A 22930-nucleotide genomic window follows, 5' to 3' on the forward strand; every position below is an offset into this window, starting at 1 on the left:
TAATATTTTCTCTTTGGATCAACAAAAGTGGATCTACAACTGTTGGATCTGCTTCGGTTCATGGGCTTTGTTTTGCATTTCAAACAAATACGCGCTGGGATAACATCGTCAAATACCTCTGACAGCAGTGAGTTGTTGGTTTTTGTGCGTTTTAGTTTGTTTTAAGCAAATCTGCTGGTGGATCATCTTCCGTAAATGGATCATGAACTTTTATCGGTTCATAGGGTGCTGAAGCTGTGATCCACTCAAAAGCGGATCCACGATGTGATGTAAACTTGATGTTCTCGAGCTAATGGATTCTTTGAGTTGCTGGGCATGGCTTAGCTCGTTAAACCAAGCAAATGTTGTCCACCATCTGTTATTGATAGCCTTTACTGTGCTATTGGTGTTTTCTCGTTTTTTCTTTCGCTGATTCATTTCAAAGGTGATCAAAGGATTAACCAAGAGAATGTCTTTGGTGTCATCAAATGCTGCTGATGGCTGGAGCTTATTGCTGAGAAACGTGCGCGCTTTGATATTGAGCTCCTTTGTAAATGCTTTCGCAAAGTAGCTGAGGCGGTAAATGGCATTCTTAAGTGATGGCTTATTTCCACGGAGCATAATGTTGAAAGGGCTATCAACTAGTGAAGCCGTTCCACCAGCATGCTCCCATTGTGATTTAAGCTGATTTAACAGCTTGTGTGGATAATGGATCTTGTGTCCGCTAAGCATGAGTGCAACATGATAGTGTTGTATTTCTGAATGATGTCGCTCTCTGGCACAAAGGTATTGCACTTTGCATTTGTATTGCTTTGATAGCTTTTCGACCTGCTGATCAAGGAACTGAGAAATTTGATTATTATCAGCAGAAAACTGGTATGGATGTAGATCAATTCTGACAACCATCACTTTGCTGTAGTGACTTAGCATCGTTTCACAACTTGAGATGATTTTGTTCACCAGCTGTGGCTTAAGCCCTTGAGATTTAGGCTTATAGACATGGTACGCATGATTTTTATACACCTTTAATGTTGAATTATGCTTACTGATACAGAACATAGCTTTGCCTTCTATTTTTGACATCCCAATAATAGGCGGCCATATATTATTTAATATCCGCCGTTGTATCGGGTTTGATCTATGGTGTTTCTTGTAGCCCTAAGGGGTTTTAAGGCTTTTTAGTCGGTTTTGATTAGCGCGAATAGTGGGTCAAACTGTGTCATCTCGTTTGGTAAAAAAAGCAGGCTAAGCCTGCTTTAATCCCGTAGGTAGACAACATGCTTACTTCAACAGCCATTCGCGCACATTTTTGAACAGCCAGTATGAGCGACCATTCTCGATCACTGACGGTTTGGGAAACCTCCCTGATTTAATTCTTCGTCCTAAAGTTGACCGACTGATGCCGAGTAGTCGCTGGATTTCAGGTTTTTTGACTATTCGATACTCATCAATGAATAGCGCTAAGTGATCGTCGTTTGGGTTCTGCATTAGCACTTTCCACCGCCATTAACTGTTTGACGAGAAGCGACCCACTCAGTTAGCTCTGATAAAAGCCAGCCAACAGAAGTACTCTGTGGATAGAGCTGCCTGCGTTTAGGGAAAAGGCCTCTACGCTCAAGCGACCATGCGGTTGTTCGTGAAATTGAGGTGATTGCTTTACGTTCCACTTCTCGCACTATGCGGTCTATTGATGGTTGATTTAATGTTGTCATGCTCACTCCAGTTCAAATTAGTTCGGGAGTGATTTTGATGTATTTACCAGATAAAAAAAGTGGGTCTACTGAGTAGACCCACTTTTTGATTTATTCAAATATTTGTTTTTAAATACTATTTAGTAATTTTTCAATTTTTTTAGTAGTGTAAGCTGATTTTAGAGCAGTCTTTACTTCGGCAAGAGTAGATTTAGGTGATTTAGCCAGATTGTTAGGTTTCTTAATATCTTTAATCCAAGCCTTTATAGTGTCTGGCTCGGGAGCTCTACTAGCAAATTTGATTAGTGACGGGATCTGATTATTGTCTCCTTTTTGAGAGAAATCCGCTAATAAATAGTTGATTGCTTCGACCAGTATTAATTTGGTCGTGTTTGATAGCCGTTGATTCTCATATATGCTACTTGCCATATCGCGAACTAATTTTTTCAACGGGTCAGTGGCTTTTGCTTTTGACTGCCCTCCTTTCTGCGGTTGAGTGACCTTAGTTATATAACCTGTATTGGTATACCGATCAGTTAAAGCCAACGAATCATTGCTTCCGGCATAATAACCAAGGTAAAAAGCTGTCTCGATGACTCTATCGATTAGTAATAGCAACTGAGGATCATGCTCTTTTGAAGTAGCATTTACTCTATGGAGTAAAGCCTTAGATTGCTTCATAAAAATAACGGTATTGTCGACGACTAGTCCGAGCTGGGATGGTTGGTGTTCGGAAGCTCTTTCTGCATAAAGCTCATCACCACTTGCTCTTACTTTGTGGGCCCTTGAACCTATAAGCTTAACGATTTCTATCCCTGGAAAATCACTATTCTTCACTCGATCCAATTGGTTTGGTATCTCTTCGGAAAAAGTCTCATCTACCAATTTCAACTGTTCAATGACCATCTCTGGTAATAATATTTTCTTTATGTCGTTTAATCGGGTCAATTTAACATTTTTAGGGATATTCATTAAAAACCTTATGCTCTTGCTTTTTCTAACAAAACAACATTAGTTGTGTCTGATTGTAAAAGTTCTAAACGATCTAACCAGAGTTCGAGTGCTTGAAGCTTCTCTGGTATTCTTTGACTACGATTGTAAATACCTGCAACCCCCTGAATGGTATGTCCTAATATCAACTCAACAATATGAGGTGCTATTCCTAAATCATTCATGCCTGTTGCAACAGTCCTCCTCAAGTCATGCAGGGTCCATTTTTTTTCATGTCCCAACTTTTCACAGATATCGGATCCCCATCCACTGACTGCTGTATCAGCTTTGACATCGCCCAAGATATACTCATTCGCACTTTTTGATGCTAAGCCTAATAGCCACGGCTTAAGTCGCTCAGGTATAGGGCGAAGAATCTCACCACTTAAACCATTTTTTTTATCTTTGAGTACATTTTTATTATTCTCTGAGGGTACAGTCCAGATCATACGCTCAAAGTCCCATTCATCTATTTTAGATAATCTAATCTCTTGCGTTCTACAGCCAAAAATAATCAAAAATTGTACTAGGTCGTTATAATATGGTGGCATTTCACCTTGTTTTAGCCACTTCAATAAATCAACGAGCTCCTGAAAACTGGAATCGGATAATAATCTTCTTGAACGCTTTGCTTGTGCCCTAGCTCCGATACTTTCAAAGTCTAATTCAAAAATATCGCCACTGACCTCATAGCCTCTTTTCTTCACATACTTTAATGCTTGCTGAGCATTCCTTAATACATAACCTGCTGCCACAGGATATTTCGCAGCTCTAGCTTCAAAGCATTCGATCCAATGATGTTTAGCAATTTGTGAAATTGGAAGATGGCCTATTTTGATAAAAATCCATCGATTGAATTGTTGGAGATGTTTTGCTGAATTCTTACGATTTTTACTGGCGTAATTTTCAATCCAAAGTAACAGTGCACTTTTGACCGTAAGTGGTTTCAAACTTTCCACACGGCCTAAATTACGTTCATTTTTAGGATCCCTACCTTCAGCTAACCATTGCCGACATTGTTCACGTTCCTTTCTTGCTGTGGCTAACGTTAATTCAGGGTACTTACCTAAGACGAGAGTCAACTGTTGAGCTTCTCGCCCGCCAAGCCTATAACGAAATTGCCATTGCAAATGGTTATCATCATCAGAATTAGATTTGGAGGCTGTAACGCGAACACTTAATCCCCCCCCATCACTGTATGATTTAGATTTATCGAGCGAAGTTGAGAGCAATACCCTTAGACCTCTATCACTGAGCTTATTTGTCGCCATTAATGCCTCTGAGTTACACACCGAGTTACTCACGTATCTTAGTATAAGGGCAAACAAAACAGAACAACAACGAACAAATAATAGTATTTAATTAAAATATATCAAAAGCTTATAAAACAAACACAAACTCAACCAAACCGAGAAAAACACCTAAATAGTTAGTACGGCATGAACTAAGACATAGCGTCTAAGTGATTGTAATGAAACGGGCTTATCAGTAATGATAAGCCCGTTTTGCTTATATGTACCTTCATATGTACCCTGAGTAAATTCCTTACAAAGTAACGTAAATAAAAACTCATACTCCTGATCCACCCAAAATCAAAAACTCGCAACATCCTCAATAGCCTAATGAGTTCTCAATCATGATGAATACATCGCTGATCTCAACCTTGATGAATTTCTTAATGAATTTGAACTAAGGCTAACGCTCTTCAATAGCCCAACCTTTTCAAATAAAATAAAACTCGCAGATGATAAAAAGTGGCAACAGTTGCTAGATGGTAACCCTAACACTTAATGTTTAACGCTTAAGTATTTTTCTTATTTTTTGACACCTTGATTTTCAACCAAAAAATACTTCATGAATTACAAAACCTTAACTAAAAATAAACAGAAGAATTTAATTTTAGTCATTGTCAAAAAAACATCACATATAAAAATATTTATCCTAATCGGATTATTTCATTGCATTTTTATAAAAGTTAAGACTATGCTAATGAAACAAATGACAACGCTGTCACTTGTTTGAGAAAGGCAAACCAATTGAAAGATTGGGACGCAAAGCCTCCGGTCTAAGGGGAATTTAGTACCTATGATAGCGGGGACACCACAGGGATCCTTCTTCATGCATTTTTGACGCATGAGTTTTAGAAAGAACAGCTGTCCTGTTCGCGTTTTTTGCCTTATTGGTTTAAATAATTCAATAGGGAAGTCTCATGTTTAATACACGTATTTCAACATTAGCGTTGATTATTTCATCTTCGTTATCTGCACATGTTATCGCTGCCACTCCGGGTAAACCCACTATTGGTTGGGGTGAAACAAAATTTGCCATCATCGAGGTTGATCAAGCCGCAACAGCCTACAACCAATTAGTGAAAGTCAAAGATGCAGCGGATGTATCAGTTAACTGGAATCTTTGGAGTGGTGATGTTGGCACTGTGGCGAAAGTACTGCTTGATGGTAATGCTGTATGGGAAGGCCCTTCGAGTGCGTCTGGCTCTGCAAGTTTCAAGGTACAGCAAGGTGGCCGCTATCAAATGCAAGTTCAGCTGTGTAACAGCGATGGTTGTACGGCGAGCGATGCCAAAGAAATCCTCGTGGCCGATACCGATGGCAGCCACTTAGTGCCACTCAATGCTCCGCTTAAAGAAAACAACCGTCCCTATGCCAATAAATCAGGCAAAGTGGTCGGCAGTTACTTTGTTGAATGGGGGGTATACGGCCGCAAATTCGCGGTCGATAAGATCCCTGCACAAAATTTAACTCATATTTTATATGGTTTTACCCCAATATGCGGCGGGGATGGTATCAACGACAGCTTGAAAGAAATCGACGGCAGTTTCCAAGCGCTGCAACGTGCCTGTAGTGGCCGTGCTGACTTTAAAGTCGCTATCCACGATCCTTGGGCGGCGGTCCAAATGCCTCAGGCTGGTGTGAGTGATTTTTCTGATCCTTATAAAGGCAATTTCGGCCAATTGATGGCACTTAAGCAAGCTTATCCTGATTTGAAAATTTTGCCTTCTGTTGGTGGCTGGACATTATCCGATCCATTCTATTTTCTAGGAGATAAAACCAAGCGTGATGTTTTTGTGGCATCAGTTAAAGAATTCTTACAAACGTGGAAATTTTTCGATGGTGTAGACATTGATTGGGAGTTCCCCGGGGGGAGCGGTGCAAACCCAAGTTTAGGTAATGCTAATGATGGCGAAACCTATGTCATTTTGATGCGAGAACTGCGGGCCATGTTAGATGAGTTAAGCGCTGAAACGGGACGAAGTTATGAACTGACCTCAGCCATTAGCGCTGGTGACGATAAAATTGCCAAAGTTGATTATCAAGCTGCCCAGCAATACATGGATTACATCTTTTTAATGAGCTACGACTTCAACGGCGGCTGGACCAATACCGAACTTGGCCATCAAACCAATTTGTATGAAGCCAGTTGGGATCCTGATACCCGCTACACCACAGACAAAGGGGTGAAAAACCTTTTAGCGCAAGGTGTTACGCCTGGTAAAATTGTGGTCGGTGCGGCTATGTATGGCCGTGGTTGGACTGGCGTTAATGGCTACACTGGCAATAATCCATTTACGGGTACGGCCACCGGTAAAGTAAAAGGCACATGGGAAGATGGCGTGGTGGATTATCGCCAGATCGTGAATGAGTACATGGGGAGCGGTTGGACTTATAACTACGATGAAACCGCCGAAGCAGCGTCAGTGTTTAACCCAACGACAGGCGATTTGATTACCTTTGACGATCCTCGTTCGGTAAAAGCCAAAGGCCAATATGTGTTATCAAATCAACTTGGAGGACTATTCGCTTGGGAAATTGATGCTGATAATGGCGATATTCTTAATGCGATGCACGAAGGTCTTGGCCACGGTGAAGGCACTACGCCACCGGTGAATAAAGCCCCTATTGCCAATGCTGGAGCAGACATATCAGTAACTGGCCCTGCCGATGTAACACTTAATGGAAATGGTTCACGTGATCCTGAAAATGGCGCCCTAACGTATCTTTGGACACAAGTATCCGGCCCAACGATAACTCTCGCTAACGCGGATATGGCCAATGTCATTATCCCATTAGAAGCTACTCTGACCGATGTCGTCTATGGTTTTAGCCTTCAAGTAACGGATCCTCAAGGTGCATCGGCAACAGATTCAGTCCTTTTAACGAATAAGGCGGATGCGCCTAACCAAGCCCCAGTCGTGAGTGTGGCTGCGACAGCCATTGTCGAAGCCGGTAAGTCTGTCAGTATTGTAGCCAATGCCTCTGATGCCGATGGTGATGCACTCACTTACAACTGGACTGTGCCAGCAGATGTTTCTGCAACAGGACAAAATAGTGCCACGCTAGTCGTCACCGGTGCCAATGTCACAGAGTCGACTAGCTACTTATTAAGCGTGTTAGTTTCTGATGGTGCTTTAGATGCCAATGGCTCAACCACATTGACAGTCACACCTAAGGTAATCGGTGTGGGCTGTGATGCAACCGACCCTAATGCGGATCAATATCCTACTTGGCAAGCCAACATGGTTTACAACACGGGTGATACCGTTAGCTACAGTAGTTTAGTTTGGAAAGCTAAGTACTGGACTCAAGGCAATAAGCCTTCCCGCACTGCGGATCAATGGCAGCTAATAAGTGAAGTTGAGTTAGGTTGGGATGCTACCATTGCCTATAGCGGTGGCGCTACGACCAGTTATAACGGCCGTCAATGGCAAGCCAGTTACTGGACCAAAGGTGATATTCCTGGTATGGCTGCTGTGTGGGTCGATATTGGTATAGCTAGTTGCCCATAAAAAGCTTACTTATTAACTGCATGTAATCGAAATAAAGCTCTGCATTTTTGCAGAGCTTTTACAGTTTACGGCAGAAATTCGTGCTGGTAGACATAGTAGCTAATGACACATCAAAGTGTCGCTCTACCGTATTGCTACAATCATTGTTATCACAAGTAGCCAACTTGCCCTTAGACATAAAAGTCGCATCGACCAATTTATCGCACTTATTGCATATAAAAAATGACTTTAATTGATCAAGATTTATCGCTATAGCCAGCCTGTAAGCTATGAATCACGCGTTTAGGGTTTACATCAAGTTTGTTGTGAATCACTTTATTTACATAATGACCACCAGCCACAAAAATATGTGCTGTAATCGTAAAGTTTTCTTCAAGATTCACTGTATAAATGGCGGTAGTTTTGAATGGCTATTTCTCACTGCTGGTGGCTCAGTGTATTTTACAACTCGGTCAGCCTCATCTGTTTCAAGATCAATAATCGGGTAACTCACCCATAATTCACATGGCTTCATGATATTAAAGTCTTGCTCAACCCATATGCTAAATCTCATAGGGGAATCATAAAATTCAAAACCATTTCTAGGCGCTATGAGGTCATAGAACATCTCAATAAAATCTAGATTACCCTTTTTATACGAATAGTATTTTGTTCTAGCAGAGATTCAATTGTTGGAATGCAATCTAGACCATAAGCTCTTCCTTTTACGAGTAAGTATTTTGATTTTTAAGTAATGGTTATATTTTTAGATGATCAACAGCTTTCCTTCTTTATGGTCACTACTGAAAACTAATTATCTACCTTCTAAAATATTTAATGCTTTTGATCGTGGCAGTAAAACCTAAAAATACGTCAACGAATCTTTGGATAAAAAATACTTTAGGGAGACAGTTCGAAACTGAAGATTAGTATTATGATAAATATTTATAAAATAGGAGGAGGTAGCATTTAACCTTTAATTAAGTGGTCAATAATTGTTAATTAAGTGGCCAGTAATTGTTGAAAACTTGATTAATGTTATTATAAAGATTCGAATATCAGGGATATTTAATAGAAAATCTTTTCAATACTTTACGATAATATATACTTGTCAGTAACTTTGCTAATGATAGCGTCACATTGGTAAACATACTCTCACAGAATGTGTCTGCGCTAATTAATACCAATCTTTATGGTGCCATAGCTATTACAACCTGCTAACAATCTTCTGGATAAATATATTTTTATTCAAAAGAGTGCAACAAGTTTACCTACCCATTGATATTTATGAATTACTCATACCACTGGTGAATTCTTATATATCTTAATATCAACATTAATATTTTAAGATAAAGTATGCGTCCAAATCTTCCTATCACTGATAAAGAGAAAACATTTAACGTCGCGACCAAACTGATTTCAGTAACAGATACGCAAAGCAATATCCTTGAATGTAACGATGCTTTTGTTGAAGTCAGTGGTTTTGAAAAATCAGAATTAATTGGTCAACCACATAATGTGGTTAGGCACCCTGATATGCCACCAGAAGCATTTAAAGTGATGTGGTCATATCTCAAATCTGGCAAGCCATGGATGGGGCTAGTTAAAAACAGATGTAAAAATGGCGACTATTACTGGGTAGATGCTTATGTCACCCCGATAACACAAAACGGCAAAGTGGTTGGTTACGAATCCGTTCGCTCATGTCCATCTCGCCAGGATGTCGAAAGGGCAACGAAACTATACCGAGATATTAATGCAGGTAAAAGCCAAACAGTATCCTTCCCTGTTTCGTTAGAAAACTTATTTCTCATTTGCACAATTATCATTTGTGCTACTTTGTTTTTAATTGGTTATGCAGACTTATCTGAAGGCGTCTTGGTAGCATCCGTTGTGATATTTGCTATTTGGGTATCCCTTATTAGAAAGAATACCCTAGCAGCACTAAATGACATGCTTAGTCATTCATTTTCAGATGATCTAGCAGCAAAAAGTTATACTGACGAAGCAAATGATGCAGGTAAACTTAAAGTAGCAATTCTAAGTCAGTTTGCGCATTTGGGAGCTGTTATAGCTCGAATTGAAAGTGCAGCTCTTACAGTTGCAAAGGCCTCGGAGGACGGCACTGTTCTCACTTGTAAAACGAAAAAAGACATTGAAAGTCAGCAAGCTGAAACCATGCAAGTTGCCACTGCAATGAATGAAATGTCGACTACAATTACTGAAGTATCAAAGCATGTTAATGATACTGCAGATCAAGCCGATAATGCGAATGAACTCACGTTAAAGGGCGCTAAAGTTGCCAATGTCACACATGACTCTATTCAGAAGTTAAAATTAACGGTAGAGCAAATAGGGAGTTCTGTGCGTGGAGTTTCGGAACAAACCTCACTCATAGCAGGTGCAGCTCAAATAATTGAGCAAATTGCCGACCAAACCAACTTACTCGCTTTGAATGCGGCAATTGAAGCTGCTAGAGCAGGTGAGCAAGGACGCGGTTTTGCTGTGGTAGCAGATGAAGTCAGAAATCTGGCAAAGCGCACTCAAGAATCGACTAAAGACATTTATGGCATTATTACTGAGCTAACACAACGTGCTGACGATGCCGTAAAAGTTGCCGATGCAGGTGCTATTGATGCCGAAAATGGTCTTTCTAACGTCATCGAAAGCGGCAAAATGCTCGCTGGAATTTCTGAATCTGTAAGTGAAATTACTTCTATGTCAACTCAAATGGCCGCGGCGGTTGAACAGCAAGCACAAGTTGCTGAAGATATTAATAAGCAAATTGTTAATATATCCACACTTGCAGATATGAGCACTGAAAGCTCAATAAAATTATCAGAAACCATTACTTATCTAAATAATATTGCCGATGAACTGCATGAGCTGGTAGTTCGCTTTAAACGATAATATAGAAAACAGGCACCGCTAAAGTCATTTGCAAATGATACTTTGATGAATAAAGTGTTTGTATATTAACAAACGAGCCAGACTCGATAGGAAGATATTTTGAGCGCACCTGATTACCCTGTTGATGAAGCTGAGCGTTTACTTGCGCTAAAGCGGACTGCTTTATTGGATTCACCAGCCGAGGAACGGTTTGACCGTATCACCCGCCTTGTTGCTCGTTTTTTTAATGTTAAAATATGCTTAATTTGTTTGGTTGATAGTGACAGACAGTGGTTTAAATCCAAGGTGGGTCTGGACACTTGTGAAACGGGACGTGATATTTCTTTTTGCGGGTATACAATATTGCATCCAGATATTCTTGTCGTCACTGATGCAACAAAGGACGAACGTTTTTCTGCTAATCCACTAGTAACAGATGAACCACACATTCGTTTTTATGCCGGCGCACCAGTTCGGGAACCCAGCGGGCAACCGATAGGTACGCTATGCCTGATAGAACCCGTAGCACGTGAATTTTCAAATGATGAAAAACAAGAGTTACGCGAATTCGCTGACATGGTTGAGCATGAAATTGCCAAACTAGACCAGCAGAAGCTTCAACAACAGTTGTCGTCTAGCCAGAGGAGAACGACATCAATATTAGCGACGTTACCTGATATGGTATTTCTAATTGACCGTAACTTCCGCTTTTTAGTGTGTAACGAACATCCTGATTTATTAAAACCCCAATATGAAATTCTTGGGCAAACTATTGGTGATGTATTACCCAATGAGTTTGGTAACCAGCTTATGAATAATGTTGAACAGGCTTTTAGTACTGACAACATTATTTATCAAAACCATACTTTTATGGCAGCAAACAAATCATTTGAGGCGCGTTACAAAAAAACTGATGAGAACGAGGTCTTAATCGTTATTCGCAATATAACCGAACAAGTACTTGCTAACGCTGAGATGCGGCGGCTTTCCGAAGTTGCACGACAAACAACAAATGGTGTCGTGATAACCGATAGAAATGGCTTAGTTGTTTGGATAAATGAAGCCTTCAGTGCTATCAGCGGCTTCAGTATTGACGACATGGTGGGCAAGAAACCTGGCGAATTATTGCAGGGGGCAGATACAGCTACTGCAACCGTAATGCAAATGAGGCAAGCACTTGCTGAAGCCAAGGGTTTTGATGTCGACGTGCTGAATTATTCAAAAGCCAAAAAACCCTATTGGATCAGAATTGCGTGTAATCCACTTTTAGATGAAGAGGGAGAGCTTAGCGGCTTTATTGCCATTGAAACCGATGTCACAAAAGAAAAGCGAGATGAAGAGCTCATTCTCAATAGTGAAAATTTGCTTAAGGCGGTTATTGACACCAATACAATTGGAACCTGGCACCTTAATATTCAAACTGGCGAGTTGCTTATCAATGACAAGTGGGCTGCCCTATTGGGCTTCGATCTGGCTGAGCTTCAGCCAGCTCGAAGCACTTGGGAGCAATTGACTCACCCTGATGATCTTGCCTATTGCGCTAAACAACTTGAACAGCATGCAATAGGTCTACTTCCTATCTATGAAGCAAACATGCGCATGAAGCACAAAAATGGCGAGTGGGTATGGATGAATACCCGAGGAAGAGTGTCTTCAAGCACGCATGACGGCAAAGCTGAATGGTTGCTTGGAACACATATTAATATCAATGATCAGATTAAAGCAGAAAGCTCGCTTAACGATACCTCAAAAAAGATGCGGGCTATCGTTGAGAGTATGCTCGATGGTGTTATCAGCATTGATGTAAAAGGTATCGTGTTAACCTTTAACCTGGCAGCAGAAACCATTTTTGGTTACCGTAATGATGAAATTATAGGTAAAAATATTAGTGTGCTAATGGACTCGCCGCATCGTGAGCATCATGACAGCTATTTATCAAATTATATTAACCGAGGTATCAGCGACATTACCGGCCGTATTCGCGAACTTGATGCATTACACAAAAATGGCACCATAGTTCCTATTGAGCTTGGACTTGTCGAGGTCCAGGTGTCAGGCAATACCAATTTTATTGGTATTGTGCGCGATATTAGTCAGCGGAAAAAGCGCGAACAAGAAATACATCAGTTGGCATATTATGATCCTTTAACGCTGTTACCAAACCGACGTTTGTTTTTAGATAGACTACAAGGTGTTATTGCGCAATGTTCACGCGACAACAAGTTCGGGGCCTTGTTATTTCTTGATTTAGACAACTTTAAAAATTTAAATGATATTGCTGGCCATAATAAAGGTGATTTGCTGTTATGTCAGGTAGCTGAACGGCTGGTTCAGACGGTTCGGCTGGTTGATACCGTGTCGCGGTTTGGTGGTGATGAATTTGTCGTTGTAGTTGCAGATCTCAGTACTGATGAACACACTGCGGCAAACCAGGCGGAATCACTTGCTCAAAAAATTATTACTAACTTAGCGCAAGAGTATGATCTTGGTGGACTCACTCACAATAGCTCTGCAAGCATTGGTGTGACAATGTTCAATAGCGCTGATACATCAAAAGATGAGTTATTGAAGCAAGCTGATATGGCGATGTATAAGGCTAAAGATGCAGGCCGCAACGGAATCCAGTTTTTTGACACGCAGATGCAGGTTGCGGTGAATTCAAGAGCAACGCTCATTCATGACTTATATCAAGCTCTTCACCAACAGCAATTTACCTTGTTTTACCAAAAGCAAGTTAACCAACATGGGTGCACTATCGGTGTCGAAGTGCTGGTGCGATGGCTGCACCCTGAAAAAGGTATGATTTCACCCGCTCAGTTTATTCCGCTGGCAGAGGATACTGGCCTTATTGTGCCAATTGGTGAGTGGATATTACAACAGTCATGTGAGACGTTAGCTCAGTGGGCTAATCAGCCTGACAGAGCTAATCTGACAGTTGCCGTTAATATCAGTGTGGTGCAATTTAGTAAAAAGGACTTTGTGCAGCTAGTACTCAATGTACTGCACCAATCGGGGGCTAATCCAAAACGGCTGAAGTTAGAATTAACTGAAAGCCTTCTGGCAAGTAATATACTGGATGTTAAAGCCAAGATGCTTGAATTGCAGCGACACGGCGTCACGTTTTCAATTGATGATTTTGGTACAGGTTATTCTTCCTTATCATATCTCAAACAACTTCCTATCAATCAGCTGAAAATCGATCAGGGGTTTGTTCGGGATATTATTAATAATAGCAACGACAAAGCCATCGCACAGGCCGTAATTACACTCGCAAGCTCGATGAATTTGCACGTTATAGCCGAAGGAGTTGAGACTGAGGCACAACGGACACTGTTGCAAAGTATGGGGTGCTATTCATACCAGGGGTATCTTTTTGGCAGGCCAGAGATGCTAGAGGATTTAGAGGCTACAGTATAAAAATATGTAGTATTTCGAAAAGTGTTTTGCGACTAATTGATATTAGCCGCATATGCAGCAGAATAGGTATAAAAAATCCAATGTGATATACCTTTGCCGCAATGGAGACTTAACGGCGCTTTACCAGATCATTTACCCACAGTAATAGTTGTACTTACACCTTTTGCCGCGGCTTAGGCAGTGTTGTATCACGTGGTTGCTTGAGTTTTTGATGTGGTTTGCTTTTAAAGGATATTGTCGCTGTATCAATGGTATTGCTACAACTAGGCACGCTGTTACCGCGATAATTTTTACACCCCCAAAAAGTTCCTCGAGTACTTTCTCTTAAGCTCATGTCTGCGCCACAGAGGTTACACAGCGGTGCGATGTGACCACAATGTTCATCTAAGCAAACCGCAAAACCATTAGTGCGCTTGCGCGTCATCGGGCTACCACAGAGGTCACACCCCGCTTCTTGGTGATCGCACAAAGGAAAATGCGAGCATGAGAAAAATGATGAAAACTTGCCAGTTCGCGCTGTTAATGTGCCAGTCGTACACCGAGCGCATTTAATTTGCTCAAATATCGTTTGTACCAATGAAGTACTGAATTCATTCAGTTCAACGTTATAGGGTTGCTGAATAAGCTCAACCACAAAGAGGCTGACATTGGTCATATCCGCTAATACATAAACACGATGCTTAGCTCGAGTCAGTGCGACATAAAACAAGCGTCGCTCTTCGGCAAATTGAAAAGCTTCAGCTTGGGGCAAGAAAGCGTCGAGTAAAGGTGGGGTTATTTTCTGTGATGGAAATCCGTGTATACCTTGAGTCAGTCCCATAATTACCACATAGTCGGCCTCTTTGCCCTTTGAGGCATGAAAAGATAAACACTCAATCGATAACATGTGGTACTGAGCATTTAACTGACGCAATAGATCTTTATCGGGTAATTGAAACCAAAAACGTGCCAGTAAATAGACTGTCGGTTTCGTTATGGATTTAGTCGAGGGCTCAGTAGTAGATACCGCACTGGCTTTAGCCACATGAACAGACAAGGCGTTCAAAGCTTGCACTAATGCATTAGCACTCGGTTCATCTTGGCGTGCGCGCTCATTTACTCCGCGGCGTAATATCGAGATAGCAGGATCAACCACCTGTATTAACGAATGAACCTCTTTATTAAGTTGATGCGGGTTTTTAATCACAAAAGCGCTGGCAACTTCGCCGATACGGTTATTAAATCTAAACGTTAGGTCCAAATGAGTTTCGCTAGTCTTACCAAAATACTGGGCGAATTGCGTCGTTAAGCTGACATCTGCCCCACTGAAGCGATAAATAGCCTGCCAGTCATCACCCACACAAAAGAGTGAAGTCTCACTACTGGAGGTTTTCGATCTTGAATCTCGCAGCGCACGCACTAAACGCGCTCTAGGTTCTGAAATATCCTGAAACTCATCGACCATAATATATCGCCACGGGCTAACGTATTGGCCGCTTTGCAAATAGGCTAGCGCTTTAGCAATCATATCTTCAAAGTCGATATCACCCGTTGCAGATAAATACTCCTGATACTGCTGTAAAATAGGTTGCAGCAATTGAAATGCTTTACGAGCTTGTTGAGGATCCGCTGCTTGGCTAAATATGCGTTGTAAACCTGTTTTATCCACACAAGCCGCTTTGTACAAACCGATTAACTGACTGAACAATTTAGCCAGCTCAGTTACCCGCCCCAGCTCATAAAGGGTGGCCAATATCGCGTCATCAGGCAAAGACGAGTAGTTAACCTTAAATACCGTTAAAGCCTGTTCAAGCTTGTTGATTAACTGATTTTTCTTGTGCTGATAATAAAATAATTCAATACAATTAGTTTGCTGTTTTTGATGTAACTGGCGTTTCCACGCCATTGATGCCAAATACGCTGCGTTATCGATATAAGGAGCGGTATTATTGGCGGAATCGATGCCGTAATATTCAATGTAAACGTTATATTGTGGTAGGTAAAAATCAGGCTGATACTGACGAAATTCAAACGTGCTGACATCATATTCATATTTAGCTTCATACTGATATTCAATGCCATTGCTAAATAGCCAGTTGGCAATATACAGCTCACCAAAACTTTTTACTCTTTCGCCTTTTAATGAACGAATATCGTTGTCATGTAAATATTCAAAATACTCACCTTCAGTTGAAAATTCGAATGGGCTTTTTTCAACGTAATAGTAACGGCTAAAATAGTCGAAAAGATGTTTACGGTAAGACTCATTTTCAATCAACGTTTCTAATCTATCATGCACCCATTTGTCTTTGGCGGGTTCATCATTTACCCACGCTGATAAGCTTGGTTTTACACCTTCAACCTCGGTAATAATTTTTAAGCCTAAACTATGAAACGTGCTGGCTTTAATGTCAGCAGTACCAAGTTTGTGTTTAATCCGTAGATCCATTTCCTTGGCGGCTTTTGTACCATAAGCCAACAATAGAATATCATCCGCTTTCGCTTGACCGCTGGCGACTAAATACCCTGCACGGCCAACCATAACACTGGTTTTACCGGTTCCGGCACCCGCTAACAGTAGATTGTTATCATCATCAATAATGCAGGCGCGGCGCTGTTTATTGGTTAATGGATTTGATTCAACACTATCGAAAAAGTCAGCAAATGCCACTAACTGCGATTGAATATAATCTTCACGCAAATGCTCTACATGCGCATTATTCCAATGGTAAAAATGGTGTAATTGAGTTAATGCCGCGCGTGTTTTAGGTGATAATTCAACGCTTGCACTCCACGGAAACCAACGGCGATATTCGCGCGCGATTCTTGAACTCATTTTCGCTAGCAATGACTGACGTAAATAGCGCTTCGATACGGCTTTTTCAATCCGTGCTATCAAATCATACAATGCTTGTTCATGGGATAACGCCCACAGTAATTCGACTTGGTGTTTAAAATGAGAGCGAGCAAAATAACTCAGAAATGGAATTTGATAGCTCACGCCAGAGGCGGTAAAACTTAATAAGCTACCCAGTAAGCTGGCACTAAACAGTGGTGGATGATCTAACTGCTGCCAAGATACATGCTCAAGATTCGTCGGTGGCAAGCGCGATAAAAATAGACTCTGGGTTGGAACAAAGCTTATGCCCTCTGCCGTTATCTCAAGCGCATTGGCATTGCGATGATATAAATGTCCGAACCAACTGTGAGGAATAGGGTTAACTGAATATTGTGCTGACAATGTAAAACCTACGACTAAATGGTTTCTGGAATTAACCAACTAATATATAAGATAACTTTACAGTAAATAATTCACAATTGCGGATTTAATTTAAGTACTAAAACAGCTGATTGGTTAATTAACATCCAGCACAGCCGAACTGATGATCTTCCTTTTGTGGACAAAACTTCATACAGTGATCATATCTATTTTTATCTACTGATTGCATAAGACGATTTGGAGCCTAAATGTCACCTCATCATTACCCAACGTTTGCCTTAGACGACATTGCTAACTTACATGAATCAGCTCAAGTTGAATTTAAATTAGCAGGTGGACGAGACGGCAAGGGTACATTGCCCGAAGGCATGTGGGAAAGCTATAGCGCTTTTGCCAACACCTTAGGTGGTGAAATTATTTTAGGCGTAAAGGAGCAACAAGGTGAGTTTACTATTGAGGGGATTGTTAATCCTATGCCGATGCTGAGTGAAATTTGGCAAATATTACACGATCCGAAAAAGATCAGTCACAATATTTTAGCTCCAACTGATGTACAAATTATTGAAATAATGGCGAAAAAGCTTATTCGCATCCATGTGCCCTGTGTCGATGTAAAACTTAGGCCTATTTATGTTGGTACTGATCCGTATAGCGGCACCTACTTTCGTGTAGGTGATGCCGATATGCATGCTAGCCGCGAGCAAGTAGAACAAATGAGCCTTAAAGCAGGCATAGACCTAAAACGCTAACGTCACCCTAAAGTAAGCCTAACAGAAGATCTAAATGATTAATTTCAATGTGTGGCAAAACCGGTTGAGCTTTTTTATGCCGTTGCTGCATACAGGGATTTAACCACACAGTTTGGCACCCTGCCATTTTTGCCCCAGCAATATCAGACAATGGATGATCACCCACATGCAATAATGATGCAGGCTTAATATCCAGTTGACGGCAAGCGAGGCTAAACATGTCGGCAGCAGGCTTCATTTTAACTCCGTGGCCTGGATGAAGCACAAATTTCATGACCTTATCTAAGCCAATACGTTGGCTGTCGACATTGCCATTAGTAATACCAATAAGCTGATAGCGTTGACTTAAACGCTCTAGTACCTGCAATACATTATTATCAACGGTAAAGTTACTACGATGATGGGTAAAACACGCCATGCCATCTTGGGCCCCTTTGCTGGCTTCAACTTCACTATAACCAAAGTGCAAAAGGCCTTGACGCAACATGGCATAACGGGCTGCGGTGGTATCGTGTACTAACTCTGGATGATGAATAAATAACTGATGTTTAAGTTGCTGCCATTGATCTGCCCCCCATGCTGTAGTGGCGGGATAGGTTTGATTAATTAACGAAAATAGTTCATCGCTGGCATGTAATACGTAAGGAAGATTATTATAGAGTGTGTCGTCTAAATCAAAACTGATCGCGCTAAACGGTTGTAGACGTTGATACTGGATCATTGATGCTTTAAGTAATGGCGTTGTCATTATTTCCCCCTGTCTTTTTTCGCTCTTGGATGCGCGTTATCGTACACTTTGGCAAGGTGTTGAAAGTCTAAACTAGTGTAAATCTGCGTGGTCGATAAGTTAGCATGACCAAGCAGTTCTTGTACGGCACGTAAATCTTGACTTGATTCAAGCATATGGGTTGCAAACGAATGACGCAATTTATGTGGGTGAACTTTTACCGCCATAGCTTGTTCCTGACCCCACTTAGCCATCCGCGCTTGAATACTGCGATGAGATAATCGTTTACCTTGGCTACTGACAAATAATGCATCACCCGCTTGACTACAAGGTAACTGGCTACGGCAGTTTAGCCATGCCGTTAATGCATTTAAGGCTAGTTTGCCAATGGGCACAACCCGCTGTTTACTGCCCTTACCCAGCACTTTAACTTCGCTTTGATCAAACTTAATGTCAGCGCAATCTAGGCTGGCGAGCTCAGCTAAACGTAAGCCACTGGAATAAAATAATTCCATAATAGCTTTATCACGTAAGCACAACGGATCGTCACCCTCGATAGACAACAAATGACTGACGGCATCGACATCCATATTTTTTGGCAAAGGTTTATTTTGTTTTGGAGCACTTAAGCTGTGTGCTGGGTTGACCGTTATGGCACCTTCTCGCAATAGGAAATCAAAGAACTGTTTTACGGCAGACAAACACAAAGATAACGAACGTGGACTCAAGCCTTTACGGTGTAATGTTGCCAGCATAGATTGTAACTCGTCACGGGTAACATCAATAAGCTGAGTTGATTCGGTTAAGATGCCTTCAACCCTTCGTAATTCAAACATATAATTACGCACGGTATAGCTTGATAGTTGCCTTTCTGAGGTTAAATGTTGGCTAAATATCGTTTGCCAGTCTGTTGGCTGCATCACAATGCTCCCAGTACATGAACGATTGGAGTACGCTGTGTATCCTAAACAATACACTGAGCATTAACTATTACAGTTGCGGTAGCTTATGGTCTAACAAACGACGCAATTGGCTAAATAGCAATGAGTCCATATCAGGATGAAAATGAGTGGGATCTTTACTGGCAATGGCAAATATCACCTGGCCATTGTCATCTGATAATTTAGTTAATGCCACAGACCCCACATCACTGCCAAATAAACGTTTAGATTCTGATTGCGTGAGCCGCCCAAAGTAATAACCGCTTTGGACGCGATGGCGCCAAATTTTTGCTAATTCGCTGTCAATATCGTGCACCGTAATCAACCTAACGTGACTAAAGCCAAACTCAGTTTTTAATCCTTCAGACAATACTTGACGCAGCTCGCCTAAGTCTTGACTTGCAAGCATTTTAAACGATAACTCAGTATTAAATTTAAAGATTCTCTCATTATGAGTCGCTATGTTCATCAGCGAAGTAATTTCTTCTTCAAGCTGATTCACGCGCTGGCGAAGCAGCTCTTGTCGACGTTCAACTAATGAAACCGCACCACGTTCTGCATGCGGAACACGCATGGCCACTAACAACTCTGGATAACGATTAAAAAAGTCAGGATTATCTAACAAGTATTCGCGGATCAACATTTCATCAAAAGGGGCTTGTTGCAAACTGGCCATCATGTCGACAGCAAGATCTTGACCAATTGAATTGATATCTTTGGCTTGTGCACTGCTAACCGTATTGCCTGCCACTTCGTTAGCTAAACTGACTTCGGAGGTAATCTCACTCATAGTTGTATTTGTCCATCATATACATGTTCTGCCGGGCCCGTCATCCACAGAGGTTTACCCTCGCCGTCCCAATTAATGACTAAGCTACCACCAGGTAAATCGACTCTCACCTGCTTATCAAGCTTACCCTGTAATTGACCAACGGCTGCTGCAGCGCATGCGCCCGTGCCACAGGCTAGCGTTTCTGCTGCGCCACGTTCATACACGCGTAACTTAATATGCCCAGGGTTAATGACTTGCATAAAGCCAACATTGACGCCCTTAGGGAAGCGTTCGTGGCGAGTTAACATACTGCCAATTTCATCAACCTTGACGGTTTGCACATCTTCAACCTCGATAACGCAATGGGGGTTACCCATAGAAATAGCGCCACACAGGTAAGTTTGCATTGCGGTTTGCAGTAAGTAGGTCTTTTCGCTTTTTTTAGCTTTAAACGGAATTTGGCTTGGTTCAATAACGGGAACACCCATATTAACTGTGATGTTACCATCACGCTCTATCCGCAAAGTAATTTTACCTGAGTTAGTACTCACCCGAATTTTATTTTTTTGGGTGAGGCCTTTATTGCGAACAAAACGAGCAAAACAGCGTGCACCATTGCCACACTGCTCAACTTCACTGCCATCGGCATTAAAGATGCGATAATGAAAATCTAAATCAGGATCATAGGGCGGCTCGACCAACAATAATTGATCAAAACCAATCCCAAAATTTCGATCGGCAAGACGGCGAATTTGTTCAGGCGAAAAAAACACATTTTGTGTTACGCCATCAACGACCATAAAGTCATTACCCAGTCCGTGCATCTTAGTGAAATGGATCACAAAAGTTTCCTTATAAAACGTTATGCCGTTTGCTTATTGCCTATGGCAATAAATATTCGCCTTGCCAAAGTTGTTGTAGCGTTTCGCGCTGACGAACAACAAAATCATCACTACCATCAACCATAATCTCCGCGACTCTTGGACGAGAGTTATAATTTGAGGCCATCACAAAACCATAAGCACCACTTGAACGAACGGCTAATAAGTCACCCGCTTTTACCGCTAACTGCCTGTCTTTACCGAGAAAGTCACCAGTCTCACATACAGGACCTACAATATCATAAGCGAAAGTTGGCGCATCATTTTGTTGTACCGGAATAATATTTTGCCACGCACTATAAAGCGCAGGGCGAATAAGATCGTTCATGGCACCATCGACAATCGCAAAACGCTTATCGCTATTTTCTTTTAGGTAAAGCACTTGAGTGACGAAAATACCTGCGTTAGCCGCAATAGCACGACCCGGTTCAAAAATTAATGTTAACTTACGACCATTTAAACGATCGAGTAATGCTGCGGCGTATTTATCTGGATGCGGCGGAGTTTCACTATTATAGGTAACCCCTAAGCCGCCACCCACGTCAAAATGTTCAATCTTAATACCTTTCTCACCTAAACGGTCGATCAACGCCAGCATGCGATCCATGGCATCTAAAAAGGGTTTAATCTCGGTAAGCTGTGAACCAATATGGCAGTCGACACCTTTTACATGTAAATGAGCTAATTCAGCAGCACGAGCAAAAACCGTATCAGCCTCATCCATGGCTATGCCAAATTTATTTTCTTTAAGACCTGTGGAAATATAAGGATGAGTACCAGCATCAACATCGGGATTAATCCGCAAAGAAACAGGGGCTACTTTACCTAAGCGCCCAGCGACGTCATTAAGCTGTTCAAGTTCAGCACTGGATTCAACATTAAAACAGTAAATACCAATGTTTAGGGCTTGCTCCATTTCGGCAACCGTTTTGCCCACACCAGAAAAAACCACTTTTTTAGGGTCGCCGCCCGCTTGTAATACACGCGAGAGCTCACCACCAGAAACAATATCAAAACCACTGCCTAAACGGGCCAATACATTTAACACTGCAAGGTTTGAATTCGCCTTCACCGCATAACAAATAAGATGAGGATGATCAGCAACGGCATTATTAAAGGCATGCCAATGGCGCTCTAATGTGGCACGAGAATAAATATACAACGGCGTACCGTGCGTTTTAGCCAGTTTTGCTACATCGCAGTCTTCTGCGAATAGTGAATCATTTTGATATGAAAAGTAATCCAAAATGCGGTCCCTTATAAATGCTATTCTTGTTGTGAGGTTGAAGGTTGAGAGTCGAGCACCTCAGTTTGCCTGGGCACATCTGTGCTGGCAGATTTTGGGGCGACTTTATTGGCCACTGGCTCAGGAGTTTTGTATAAAACGCCTTTTTGACCACATGCGGTTACAAATAGGCTAGCAAGCATAATAGATAAAAGCAGTCTCATTTTTTTCAACATCTGTGCATCTAGTGAATAATGGTCTTATAATCGCATTCATAACGCAGAAAGCAAAGGATAGAAATACATGGCTATTACAGATACTGAGTTTCATCGATTAGCCGATGAAATATTTGGCGAAATAGAGAACGCGGTAGAAAAAGCAATTGACGAGCAAGATGCCGATGTCGATATTAATGCCAGCGGCAATGTTTTACAGTTGGCTTTTGAAGATAATTCGCAAATCGTCATCAATAAACAAGAGCCTCTTCATGAAATTTGGCTGGCGACAAAATCAGGTGGTTATCACTTTAATTACAATGATGGCAAATGGTTAGATACCCGTAATGGATTAGAATTTATGTCTTTTGTGATTGATGCCATCAATAAACAAAGCGGTATTTTGCTCGAGATAAACGCATAAACCTCACAATAACTTAGTGTGTAATAGCACTAAGTGAGTGATTAAATG

At 41.4% G+C, this 22930-nt stretch carries 18 protein-coding genes and 1 riboswitch; of the genes, 5 read left to right on the forward strand and 13 right to left on the reverse strand.

Going from position 1 to position 22930, the window contains the following annotated elements:
- Positions 1-210: 210 nt before the first annotated feature.
- The 5 genes from H5164_RS09455 to H5164_RS09475 form a co-directional block, all read right to left on the reverse strand.
- Positions 211-1038, reverse strand: coding sequence for an inovirus-type Gp2 protein (locus tag H5164_RS09455; RefSeq protein ID WP_182755795.1), 828 nt, complete (start codon positions 1036-1038; stop codon positions 211-213).
- 222 nt (positions 1039-1260) lie between these two features.
- Positions 1261-1467 carry an AlpA family phage regulatory protein gene (locus tag H5164_RS20195; RefSeq protein WP_182755797.1) on the reverse strand — a complete coding sequence of 69 codons (207 nt, stop codon included), beginning with the start codon at positions 1465-1467 and terminating at the stop codon, positions 1261-1263.
- The gene (locus tag H5164_RS09465) at positions 1467-1691 is read right to left on the reverse strand and encodes an AlpA family transcriptional regulator (RefSeq protein ID WP_182755799.1); all 225 of its coding nucleotides are present in this window, start codon (positions 1689-1691) and stop codon (positions 1467-1469) included. The genes H5164_RS20195 and H5164_RS09465 overlap by 1 nt, the downstream gene beginning before the upstream one ends.
- Positions 1692-1799: 108 nt before the next feature.
- Entirely contained in the window at positions 1800-2642 is an 843-nt protein-coding gene (locus H5164_RS09470) for a hypothetical protein (protein ID WP_182755801.1), read from the reverse strand.
- An 8-nt stretch (positions 2643-2650) separates the two neighbouring features.
- Positions 2651-3931, reverse strand: a complete 1281-nt coding sequence (locus tag H5164_RS09475) for a site-specific integrase (RefSeq protein ID WP_182755803.1) — start codon at positions 3929-3931, stop codon at positions 2651-2653.
- A 745-nt stretch (positions 3932-4676) separates the two neighbouring features.
- A riboswitch (cyclic di-GMP riboswitch) is annotated at positions 4677-4765 on the forward strand.
- Positions 4766-4869: 104 nt separating this feature from the next.
- Between H5164_RS09475 and H5164_RS09480 the strand changes: the two genes are divergently transcribed.
- Positions 4870-7464 (forward strand): glycosyl hydrolase family 18 protein, encoded by a 2595-nt coding sequence (locus H5164_RS09480; RefSeq protein WP_182755805.1) that lies wholly within the window; start codon positions 4870-4872, stop codon positions 7462-7464.
- Between the two features lie 379 nt (positions 7465-7843).
- Here the strand turns inward: H5164_RS09480 and H5164_RS09485 are convergent, their stop codons facing one another.
- Complete coding sequence (locus H5164_RS09485; RefSeq protein ID WP_182698442.1) at positions 7844-8017, reverse strand: hypothetical protein; 174 nt, start codon at positions 8015-8017, stop codon at positions 7844-7846.
- 782 nt (positions 8018-8799) lie between these two features.
- On the opposite strand from H5164_RS09485, the gene H5164_RS09490 reads away from it, so the two are divergent.
- Together H5164_RS09490 and H5164_RS09495 are read left to right on the forward strand one after the other, a co-directional pair.
- Positions 8800-10353, forward strand: a complete 1554-nt coding sequence (locus H5164_RS09490) for a PAS domain-containing methyl-accepting chemotaxis protein (protein WP_182755807.1) — start codon at positions 8800-8802, stop codon at positions 10351-10353.
- Between the two features lie 99 nt (positions 10354-10452).
- Positions 10453-13749 carry an EAL domain-containing protein gene (locus H5164_RS09495; protein ID WP_182755809.1) on the forward strand — a complete coding sequence of 1099 codons (3297 nt, stop codon included), beginning with the start codon at positions 10453-10455 and terminating at the stop codon, positions 13747-13749.
- Between the two features lie 154 nt (positions 13750-13903).
- On the opposite strand, the gene H5164_RS09500 is transcribed toward H5164_RS09495, so the two are convergent.
- Positions 13904-16969, reverse strand: coding sequence for a UvrD-helicase domain-containing protein (locus tag H5164_RS09500; protein WP_182755811.1), 3066 nt, complete (start codon positions 16967-16969; stop codon positions 13904-13906).
- 227 nt (positions 16970-17196) lie between these two features.
- Here H5164_RS09500 and H5164_RS09505 point away from each other — a divergent pair, with 227 nt between their 5' ends.
- A complete protein-coding gene (locus H5164_RS09505; protein WP_124017238.1) occupies positions 17197-17697 on the forward strand; it encodes a helix-turn-helix domain-containing protein in 501 nt (166 codons plus the stop codon).
- Positions 17698-17704: 7 nt separating this feature from the next.
- Here the strand turns inward: H5164_RS09505 and H5164_RS09510 are convergent, their stop codons facing one another.
- The 6 genes from H5164_RS09510 to H5164_RS09535 all read right to left on the reverse strand — a co-directional run bounded on the left by H5164_RS09510 (position 17705) and on the right by H5164_RS09535 (position 22467).
- On the reverse strand, positions 17705-18445 hold the full coding sequence (locus H5164_RS09510; RefSeq protein WP_182755813.1) for an HAD-IA family hydrolase: 741 nt from the start codon (positions 18443-18445) through the stop codon (positions 17705-17707).
- Positions 18445-19344 carry a tyrosine recombinase XerC gene (xerC, locus tag H5164_RS09515; RefSeq protein WP_124017236.1) on the reverse strand — a complete coding sequence of 300 codons (900 nt, stop codon included), beginning with the start codon at positions 19342-19344 and terminating at the stop codon, positions 18445-18447. The genes H5164_RS09510 and xerC overlap by 1 nt, the downstream gene beginning before the upstream one ends.
- Before the next feature lie 70 nt (positions 19345-19414).
- The gene (locus tag H5164_RS09520; RefSeq protein WP_182741635.1) at positions 19415-20041 is read right to left on the reverse strand and encodes a DUF484 family protein; all 627 of its coding nucleotides are present in this window, start codon (positions 20039-20041) and stop codon (positions 19415-19417) included.
- 110 nt (positions 20042-20151) lie between these two features.
- Positions 20152-20979 (reverse strand): diaminopimelate epimerase, encoded by an 828-nt coding sequence (gene dapF / locus H5164_RS09525; protein ID WP_124017235.1) that lies wholly within the window; start codon positions 20977-20979, stop codon positions 20152-20154.
- Positions 20980-21019: 40 nt separating this feature from the next.
- Entirely contained in the window at positions 21020-22264 is a 1245-nt protein-coding gene (gene lysA / locus H5164_RS09530; RefSeq protein WP_182698448.1) for a diaminopimelate decarboxylase, read from the reverse strand.
- A 20-nt stretch (positions 22265-22284) separates the two neighbouring features.
- On the reverse strand, positions 22285-22467 hold the full coding sequence (locus H5164_RS09535) for an LPS translocon maturation chaperone LptM (RefSeq protein WP_182756097.1): 183 nt from the start codon (positions 22465-22467) through the stop codon (positions 22285-22287).
- Between the two features lie 79 nt (positions 22468-22546).
- On the opposite strand from H5164_RS09535, the gene cyaY reads away from it, so the two are divergent.
- Entirely contained in the window at positions 22547-22882 is a 336-nt protein-coding gene (gene cyaY / locus H5164_RS09540; protein ID WP_182755815.1) for an iron donor protein CyaY, read from the forward strand.
- The last annotated feature ends 48 nt before the right edge of the window (positions 22883-22930 follow it).

Source organism: Shewanella sp. SG41-3, assembly GCF_014164545.1.
Classification (GTDB): domain Bacteria; phylum Pseudomonadota; class Gammaproteobacteria; order Enterobacterales; family Shewanellaceae; genus Shewanella; species Shewanella vesiculosa.